The organism is Bacillota bacterium, assembly GCA_013314855.1.
In the GTDB taxonomy this organism is placed as follows: Bacteria; Bacillota; Clostridia; order Acetivibrionales; family DUMC01; genus Ch48.
The window spans coordinates 1-9,798 of sequence record JABUEW010000146.1; the positions used below are offsets into that span (position 1 = coordinate 1).

Here is a 9,798-nt window from a genome sequence, read left to right on the forward strand (position 1 = left end):
TCAACTTGAATGTCCTTTCTTTGTTCCATTCATAACCCTCCTCGTCAAGTATCCACTTCTTGACATCCTTGGCGCTTTTCTTTGTACTTTTAGAAAGGATGTACCCGTTCCCCTCATCCAGTATATGACCGATATTAGGGCCACTGTTCAACCCCCCGTCCGCAACGATGATCACCCTCCCGAACTTCATCTTGTCGATACTTTTCTTAAGGGCAGGGCGCAGTGTCGTCTGGTCAAGGAGAGACTGGCCAGCGCTGTGCAAAAAGGCATGGTAGTAAAGGCTGGCAATGCATACAAGCCACAATTCGTCATAATGACATTTGCCCAGCATGAGCAGCTAAAAAGAGAGATATTCGCTCCGCTTTTGGAAATGATTAGTAACCGGATTGAGAATTTAGCTGCCAGGTTTGAGTCTATGCATAAACGCAATATACCCAATCATACCAAAGGATATTTGAATTATCTCACTTATATTGATCTTTGGAACACAGGTATTTATACCCTTATATTTGCAGCATCGGATGGCAGGCTGCTAATTCCAAAAACACCGGACGAGGGAACACCCCTAACACTTGTAGTAATACATTGATATTAATTGGTTGCTCCTGAACAACTCGCGTTTTTCAGGGGACGCTAATAGCTGTCAGTTTAGCATTATGAAGTATAAAGAAGATAGTGAAGGCAAAGTAAAAAGTAAATGTCATTATATGCCTTCACTATCTTCAAAATTTTCACGAATTTCGGAAGGTAAGCGCTTTAAGTCTGCAAAACCAACCACCGGTACCCCTTCTTAGTACAGATAAGCCTTTATTTCATTTGTTAAATGCATACTTTCATTCCCCCATTCATAAATTCCTTTATCTGCATATTTATTTATATTTACTTTTGCCCCTTCCACATATTTATCATCTCCATGTTTATTTCTGCAATATTTTTTCTGCTTCCGCCTCCGTTAAATTGCCGCAGCTAATCATCTTGTTTATGACCTGCTGTTGACGCTCTCTTGCAAGTTCAGCATCGTTTGTGAGCGCATATACGGAGGGAGCATTCGGAATACCGGCAAGCAAGGTGCTCTCGTAGTCCGTCAATTTTGCAGGAGACTTGCCGAAATATCCTTCGCTTGCTTCACGAACGCCGTAATAACCGTTGCCGAAGTAAATAGTGTTCACATACAATTCCAGTATTTCGTCCTTTTCATAGTTTCTCTCTATATGAAATGCCATAAAGATTTCCGCAATTTTTCTCTTAATCTTTTTATCCCGGGTGAAGTACATATTCCTGGCCAGTTGCTGTGTAATGGTACTGCCGCCTTCAACAAATGACATTGCTTTTATATCCGTCCACAAGGCTCTTCCGATAGCAATAATATCAATGCCATTATGCTTATGGAAACGGTGATCCTCGACTGAAACTACCGCTCTCAAATATATATCCGGCAGCTCTTCCAAAGTGGTATAACTGTCTTTTGAGCGAATTTCGGCAACCTTGTCCGAAAGGCTGGTTTCCTGCAGCGCATCGCGATACATCAGGTAGCCGCTGCCTGTAAAATAGAAGCCTGTTAAAACAACGAGAGCAATTAAGAAAAATATGATTCTTTTAATCCACTTTTTCATTTATTCAATATGACCTCCTTCTGACCCTGACCCTTTAGTATGACTCCCTCCATCTTCGTCTATTTATGCAAATAAGAGTTTTGCCAAGCTCTTGACCTGGCTTTACGCCCGGCGTTTCGTTTAGAGGTTCTATATATTATTAGTTCTATATATTATTACAGGTTCTCATTCTTCAAGGCATCAATCGGGTTGTCCTTCTTGATTTTTCTCATGGAATAAATCATTGTTGCAAATACCACGACAAACACGCTGCAAATAGCAACGGCAACCGATGTCCACGGCAGGTAAAAACTTGTATCATAGCCGCTTTTGACGCTTCGAAATATGAGCCATGTTACGCCAAATGCCGCAGGAATTCCCCACTTCAAGGATTTAAACCCATAGAGAATACATTCAAAGTTCATCATCCTATTGAAGCCTTTGGTTGTCATGCCTACTGATTTGAGCATGGCAAACTCCCGGCGGCGCAGCATGATGTTGGTTGAAATGGTGTTGAACACGTTCGCGAGCGCAATGAGAGAAATCAACGTAATAAAGCCATATGAAAATACCTTTATAATAGTAACCATATTGCGGTCGGTTTCACTCATTTCATACATGTTTATAAATACATGTTCTCCACTTTCCAGGCCGTTTGCTATAAGATAATCTTTCATATGTTTATATGCCTGCGCAGGATTTTCCGTCTTAAAATAGAAACTGCAATAAGCTGCATCAAACAATTCCTGGTAGACACTTAAGGGATACATGATTTTTATACCGGATTTATTGGATTCATTTAAACCCAGTACCAGATCTTTGTCCACAACATCAAATGTAAGCGGTTTTTTCAACATGTATTCGCTATCGTTGCCTGTTTCAATGAGTTTTTTTTGCTTTTCTATTGTCAATTTATTCCACCTTTCTTCATCATAACTATCGTAGTTAATAGTAGCCGTTTTTCCCTTAAAAATCGGAATTGTAATGTATTTTTGTCGTGCCGTATCTAACCTGCTGATAACTGCCTGCGCGATTCCCCTTGGATAGTCTTTGTCCATGTATACCTGTTCGCTTAGGCCATTAGCTTTAAGATACTGCCTGTATACCTCGTCCCCAATTCCGTATACCAAAACGTTTATTGGCGCTTCGGCTGTTTCCCGGGTCAAACCATAATATTCCACGTAATCATCCGAATACAATTCGATTGGAACATAACAAGCAAAGTCTTTTATTAAAGCATAACTTGAAGAAACAACACTTTCTGCGGCAGACAAACCATTGTAAATAGTCTTCAAATTTTCAGGATTCATGCGTTCTCCATTCACACCGAAATATCTGTAAACAATGTCATAATCACTATCCTGGAAGGTTCCTGAAACAGCATCGGTCAGATAAGCGCAAAAACTGCTTGCCGAAATGAATAACACAATGCTCATAAAGAGCGAAACAACCGTTGCGCGGTATTTCTTCCTGTTTCGCTTGAAGTGCTTTTTAGCGATCATGCCTTCCAGGCCAAACAACTTGTATGTCAGCTTCGATGTTTTGACGTCCCCGGATCTTACCGCGATATCTTTTGAAAGGCGGATTGCATCAATGGCAGTTACTTTTGTTGCCCTTTTCGACGGGATCCAGGCAGAAATCAATACGGTAATCAATGCCACGGCACAGGCTGTGACAATAGATTCAACCGAAACATCCAAATCCAATTTCAAACCTTCCGTACCATAAAATGCATAAAATTTATCTCCGACAAGGCTAAGCGTTATGCCGATCCCTAAAATACCACCAAGTATTCCCAGAGGAATACCTATGCTGCCTACAAATAAGGCTTCGTACAGCACCATTTTCCGGCTTTGCCTTTTCGTTGCGCCAATCGAAGCCAGAAGCCCGAACTGCCTGGTCCGCTCGCTGACCGAGATCGCAAACGCATTGTATATAAGCGAAACAGAACCAAACATTATAAGTCCGATAAGTATGGCGGCAAGGCTGTAAAGCACATAATAAAAATTATTGTACCGCGAGGCGCCGCTGTATAAAAGGACATCATTGTTTGTTGTCCCTTTGAATTCAAATCCGCTGACGTAATCGAAGGTTTCCCTGGGGTTATTCATCCTGAAATATACTGCATAAGAATCAGATGTACAAACAGGGTCCATTCTTGTGATAGCCGTATACCCGGGAGCCGAGTAATCCTCAAAACCCGGGCGTTCATAAAAACCTGTGACAGTGTATGTCCTTGTTTCTTTTATAAACAGTTTTTCGCCTGCAACCGGTTCCTCATCCACACCATCGTCTACATCTTCAGAATGCACGTATGGATCGCGCTGCGTCAACTTATTATCTCCGAAGTACCTGTTACCAACTTCAAGTCGAATTTTATCCCCGATTTTATGCAGTACGCCACCATTGGATGCCAGGTGGGCGGGCAAAATTATTTCTTCGGATGTCCGGGGAAGTTCTCCGCTTATGATATGGATTGGCATAATATCCATAAACAAATCATCGGCTCCCATAATAAACAAATACGGTTTATACTCATTAGAACTACCAATATCTGCATAGCCTATATTATCGGCGAAAGCAGCGCTTTCAATTTTTTTATCATATTTAAGCTTTTCTGCTGTCTCGCTATCGATGTCGTAAAATGCACCATGCCAATCACCGTTTTGATAGATGGCATTATCCAGCATGTAATCCTGCAAACTGGATATGAGAGTAGTTACTGCCGTAATCATGGCGGCAGACAGGATAATACCGATAATCGTAACCATGGTGCGGGTTCTGTTCATCGCAAGGGATTTGAGTGTTACTTTATTAAAGATATTCATCTCTTCATCACCTCGTCATGGGTGATCCTGCCATCTTCGATAGCTATGATGCGCTTTGCTTGCAAAGCAATGTTTTCATCATGGGTGATAACAATCAGCGTCTGATTGTACTTCTGATTAGAAAGCTTCAAAAGCTCAACTATTTCCTGACTGTTTTTGGAATCAAGGTTTCCGGTAGGCTCGTCCGCAAGCACCACTGCCGGCGCGTTCATCAACGCTCTGCCGATAGACACACGCTGCTGCTGGCCGCCGGATAACTGATTGGGGAGGTAATTTTCCCTGCCGTTTAGCCCGAGGGTGGAGATTAGCTCGTTAAAACGCTCCTCATTTACCTTTCTGCCATCCATCAGTACAGGCAAAGTGATATTCTCGGCAACATTGAGGACAGGTATGAGATTATAGAACTGATAGATAAGTCCAACCTGTCTGCGGCGGAAAATAGCAAGCTGTTCCTCGTTTTGCGCATACACATCCTGTCCGTCCATGTACACCTTCCCGGAAGTTGGCCTGTCCACGCCGCCGAGAATATGCAAAAGGGTAGATTTGCCCGAACCTGACGGGCCGATAATTGCAATGAATTCGCCTTTCTCCACGCTAAAGGATACACCGTCCAAAGCTCTGACTTCGTTTTCACCTTTACCATATATTTTTCTTAAGTTTTCAACCCTTAACAATTCCATTACATAAAACTCCTTTTGCTAAACTTCTTTATTTAGATTCCTTTAATTAGACCACTTTATTTTGATTCCTTTAATCATACTCCTTTAATTAGATTCCTTTAATTATACTCCAAACTCTCTTGTAATCTATGGTTATATTATACCTTATCAAAGTGATATCCGGGTGACTTCAATATTACAAAAACGTCACTTTAAATAGCATGTGTAGATACACCTGACAAGCGTATTTTCTTTTCTCAGGAAAATATGGCAAACAATTATAGATTTACTTGGCTACATTCGCTTCAGCAAGGGTAAAGTAGGTTGCTTCAGCAAGAGTAGAGCAGGTACATTGAATTTTTTACATTTTTGCGGTATAATTGACAGCAGCTCGTATTTTATAAGGGGTTATTACGAGGGATCGTTGCAAACCTTAGTTTATATAACCGGTGATTTATATAACCGGGTTATATAACAGGACATACGTTTCTATAACCGGCAATATGCTTAATGGAGGCACAGCAATATATTTAATGGAGGCGAAGAACATGACCAGGATATTACTTGTTGAAGATGATAAAAGCATTATTGACAACTTGACCGTATTTCTCAAAAAGGAGGGCTTTGACGTGGATGCAGTCACAGGACAGAAGGCTGCCCTGGACAAACTAAATAGCACTTCATACGACCTGATACTGCTGGATATATCCCTGAAAGATGGCAATGGTTTTTCCGTATGCTCTGCGGTAAAAGCCGATTTCAACATTCCGGTTATATTCCTCACAGCCTCCGATGATGAGTATAGCGTAGTTGCCGGTTTTGATCTCGGTGCCGACGATTATATCAGTAAGCCGTTCAGACCGAGAGAATTGATTTCCCGTATCAAAAATGTATTGCGCCGTAGCAATAAGCTTGGTACAACCATTGAGTATAAAGGCATAACGATAGATACAGAAAAAGGTGTTGCAATGAAGCATGGCAGGGACTTATTCCTTTCTGCCCTTGAGTACCGCCTGCTTTTAGTGTTTTTTAACAACAAGGGTGCTGTACTGTCAAGGAACAAGCTCCTTGGAGAAATATGGAATATTGCAGGAGAGTTCGTGAATGATAATACTCTCACCGTTTACATCAAAAGACTTCGTGATAAAATTGAGGATGATCCGCAGAATCCCGTCATCATCCGTACAGTCCGCGGTCTTGGCTACAAGGTTGGTGACTAGCTATGGGCTTCTTCCGCAACCCCGAAATTCGAAAGAGCGCATGGCTGTGGTTCCTGCTGAATCTTGTTATAATAACTGTTGCTGCAATCATAGACATAAAATACGGAATACTCGCCATCATTTTCTGCGGAGTATTTGATTTTGCCCATTTTATCTCTACGTACAGGCGATACAGGCACATCGCAGAGTTGAGCCGCGAGATTGATAAAATACTGCATAACAGCAGTAAATTCGATTTGAACCGTTTTTCCGAGGGCGAGCTTGCCATCCTGCACAGCGAAATCTATAAGATGACTGTACGACTCCGTGAACAGGCAGATGCACTTAAAAAAGATAAAACCTATCTTGCCGATTCCATTGCGGATATTTCGCACCAGATCCGCACGCCTCTTACATCCATCAATCTGATTGCTAATTTTTTGGCCGATGAAGAATTGCCTGATGAACGTCGTCTTTCACTGGTTAAAGATTTGCTTCATCTTCTTTCTCATATAGATTGGTTGATTTCGACTTTGCTGAAAATATCAAAGCTTGATGCCGGAACAGTTGAGTTTGCTAAAGACAGGGTGCAAATATCCGAGCTTATCCGAAAGGCAGTAAAACCGCTTGCCATACCAATGGAACTGCGCAATCAGCAGTTAGTGGTTAAGGCAGAGGGCAATGAGCATTTTGAGGGTGATCTTGCATGGACAGCAGAGGCAATTGAAAATATCCTCAAAAACTGTATGGAACATACGCCCAATGGCGGCACACTTACTATAGAAGCCAAAGAAACACCAATTTATACCGAACTTGTCATTACCGACACGGGAACAGGTATCGCGCCGGAGGATCTGCCTCACCTTTTCGAAAGGTTTTATAAGGGCAAAAACTCAAGCGACAGCAGCGTCGGCATCGGCCTTGCGCTGTCACGGATGATTATTGCCGCCCAAAACGGAACAATCAAAGCCGAAAACCGCAAAAACGGCGGCGCATCGTTTACTGTGCGTTTTTATAAATGTACGGTTTAGTTTGTGGGGACGGGGCAAATATTGTTTATTGAAAATAAAACATGAATAAATTTGAATAGTTTTTGCCCCGTCCCCATTTTTACATTTTTACCGTCCCCATTTTTACCCATTTTTAGATTGACACTGCGGCTATTATGGCATACTATAAACATAAAGCCAGTTTTTAAATATTCTGGGTAAGAGTAATAATCGTTTCAAAGGAGGTTTTACAACATATGGATTTGCGAAAAGATTTTACCTATGCATTAGTTGTTCCCACAAGTATGGGAGTTCGTATCACACCAATCAATGGGCAGCCCGTGCACAGCAGTGATACTTATATCATGCAGGCTACCAGCGCAGAAACTAATGTGGCAAGCATTTCTTCATACCTCGGACTGCCTGTCAAAGTGCTCACAACCTTTGTAAAGGGAAGTCCTATAGCGCAATTTATTAAAAACAATCTTGCAAGCCGGCATATGGCTTATGAAGGTAAGGAAGTCCCGCAAGGTGGACCGTGGGGATATCGCCATCAGTTTAACATTGCAGACAGCGGCTACGGTTCGCGCGGCCCGAGGGTACACAATGACCGTGCAGGTGAAGTAGGCAGAACTCTGAATGTAAAAGACTTTGATTTGGACAGGATTTTTGGCAAAGAAGGTGTACAAATTTTGCACCTTTCAGGCTTGGTCAGCGCGTTATCACCGGAAACAGGCGTTTTCTGCCTTGAACTGTCCAGGGCTGCAAAGAAATTTGGTACGCGGATTTCTTTTGACCTGAATTACAGGGCTTCCTTTTGGGAAAACCGCGAGAAAGAGCTTCACGATATTTTCACTGAAATTGCAAGCATTTCGGATATACTCGTAGGCAATGAAGAAGATTTTCAACTGTGCCTCGGTATTGAGGGCCCTGAGGCGGGCGGAAAGGATCTTACCGCAAAAATTGAAAGTTTCAAGGAAATGATCAAATGTGTGAAAAAGGCATTCCCTAACGCATCTGTTTTTGCAACAACACTGCGCCAGGTTATTAGCGCCAACAGCCATAAGTGGGGCGCTATCATGCTGGAGGGCGATACCTGGCACGTTATAGAACCGCGCGAAATCACTGTGCTCGACCGTATAGGAGGGGGAGACGGCTTTGTGGGCGGCATGCTCTATGCTATCCTGAAAGGCTGGGAACCTGAAAAATGGATTCAGTTCGGCTGGGCAAGCGGCGCACTGGCTACAACCTTCCTGACGGATTATGCCCAACCTGCCGATGAAGAGCAGATCTGGAGTATCTGGGAAGGTAACGCACGTGTAAAGCGTTAAATAATATGATTTAACAAAAAAAGTAAAATAAAAGGGCAAAAATAAAAGTAAGACAAAGGGCCATTTCTTTTGTCTTGCCAGATAAAAGAAGCGTCCCCTCGTCTTGCTGTCTTTATCTTGTCCTTGTTTTGAATACTGTTTAAAGAGATGTTATTAAATGGAGAAAGCTGCAAAACTCAATTGCTATTACTTCGGCTTGGGCACCGTGGGAAGGGATATGTTATATATTATGGTCAGCATGTATCTCATGGTGTATCTTACCGAAATTCTCAATCTGCCTGATTCAGTTATGTGGTATATGACAGGAGCGCATACAGTTTTGCGGATATTCGACGCTGTAAACGACCCTTTCATGGGCGTTCTGGTAGATAACGCCCAAACGCGTTTCGGGAAATTCAAACCATGGATAGTTGCAGGGAGTATAATTGGCGGTATTCTTACAATCCTGCTTTTTACCGATTTTGGATTCACAGGCACGGAATATGTCATTTACTTTATAATTATTTATCTTGCATGGGACCTGGCATATGGCATAAACGACATTGCTTACTGGTCCATGCTTCCATCACTCGCCATTGACTAGAAGGAACGTGAAAGGATAGGCTCTTTTGCAAAAATCTGCGCCAATATAGGTATGTACATAGCCGTGGTAGGCATACTTTCCGTGACAAATGCATTGGGCGGCAACACAAGGGCATGGTTTGTTTTTGCAGTAGCTATTGTGGCAATCACATGGGCGTTTTTGTGCTTTACAGTATTCGGGGTTAAAGAAAATCGCTCGATCTATAAGAAAGAGAAGACGACTTCTCTTAAAGAGATGTTCGGGGTAATCTTCAGAAACGACCAGCTTTTGTTTACAGCCATTTCCATGGTGCTTTTTATGATAGGATATACCACCACGACAAGTTTCGGCGTCTATTTCTTTAAGTATGCATACAAATACGAAAATATGTACATGGTTTTTGCAGGTATATTAGTCCCTTAAGGTCAAAATTCATCTCAAAGTGGAAAAAAATCAGAATGACGTTACCTGAATACCAGCTAATTCAGGCACTACAAACAGATTCTTTACCCTGAGTCCAGTTGTTATTACAGTCTTACCCAATTTGGTCAAATAGTATTTGTATGTACCCTTAATTTTCTTTATTAGTCCATGAACATGAAGTCTCTTAATAATCCGGGAAATTGAAGCAGAACTCA

General features: G+C 42.1%; 9 protein-coding genes. 6 read left to right on the plus strand and 3 right to left on the minus strand.

What is annotated here, in order from left to right; all coding sequences use genetic code 11:
* On the plus strand, positions 1 to 589 hold a 589-nt coding region (locus HPY74_17990; GenBank protein NSW92516.1), incomplete at its 5' end, for a hypothetical protein.
* A gap of 328 nt (positions 590 to 917) precedes the next feature.
* Here HPY74_17990 and HPY74_17995 read toward each other — a convergent pair.
* The 3 genes from HPY74_17995 to HPY74_18005 form a co-directional block, all read right to left on the minus strand.
* Positions 918 to 1,613: a transglycosylase domain-containing protein gene (locus tag HPY74_17995; protein ID NSW92517.1), complete on the minus strand. Its 696-nt coding sequence runs from the start codon at positions 1,611 to 1,613 to the stop codon at positions 918 to 920.
* Between the two features lie 155 nt (positions 1,614 to 1,768).
* Entirely contained in the window at positions 1,769 to 4,420 is a 2,652-nt protein-coding gene (locus tag HPY74_18000) for an ABC transporter permease (protein ID NSW92518.1), read from the minus strand.
* On the minus strand, positions 4,417 to 5,100 hold the full coding sequence (locus HPY74_18005) for an ABC transporter ATP-binding protein (GenBank protein ID NSW92519.1): 684 nt from the start codon (positions 5,098 to 5,100) through the stop codon (positions 4,417 to 4,419). The genes HPY74_18000 and HPY74_18005 overlap by 4 nt, the downstream gene beginning before the upstream one ends.
* A gap of 527 nt (positions 5,101 to 5,627) precedes the next feature.
* On the opposite strand from HPY74_18005, the gene HPY74_18010 reads away from it, so the two are divergent.
* The 5 genes from HPY74_18010 (at position 5,628) to HPY74_18030 (ending at position 9,583) form a co-directional block, all read left to right on the plus strand.
* Positions 5,628 to 6,299: a response regulator transcription factor gene (locus HPY74_18010; protein NSW92520.1), complete on the plus strand. Its 672-nt coding sequence runs from the start codon at positions 5,628 to 5,630 to the stop codon at positions 6,297 to 6,299.
* A gap of 2 nt (positions 6,300 to 6,301) precedes the next feature.
* Positions 6,302 to 7,309 (plus strand): HAMP domain-containing histidine kinase, encoded by a 1,008-nt coding sequence (locus HPY74_18015; protein NSW92521.1) that lies wholly within the window; start codon positions 6,302 to 6,304, stop codon positions 7,307 to 7,309.
* Positions 7,310 to 7,524: 215 nt separating this feature from the next.
* The gene (locus tag HPY74_18020; protein NSW92522.1) at positions 7,525 to 8,598 is read left to right on the plus strand and encodes a sugar kinase; all 1,074 of its coding nucleotides are present in this window, start codon (positions 7,525 to 7,527) and stop codon (positions 8,596 to 8,598) included.
* Positions 8,599 to 8,755: 157 nt separating this feature from the next.
* The gene (locus tag HPY74_18025) at positions 8,756 to 9,181 is read left to right on the plus strand and encodes an MFS transporter (protein ID NSW92523.1); all 426 of its coding nucleotides are present in this window, start codon (positions 8,756 to 8,758) and stop codon (positions 9,179 to 9,181) included.
* A 15-nt stretch (positions 9,182 to 9,196) separates the two neighbouring features.
* On the plus strand, positions 9,197 to 9,583 hold the full coding sequence (locus HPY74_18030; GenBank protein ID NSW92524.1) for an MFS transporter: 387 nt from the start codon (positions 9,197 to 9,199) through the stop codon (positions 9,581 to 9,583).
* Positions 9,584 to 9,798 lie beyond the last annotated feature (215 nt).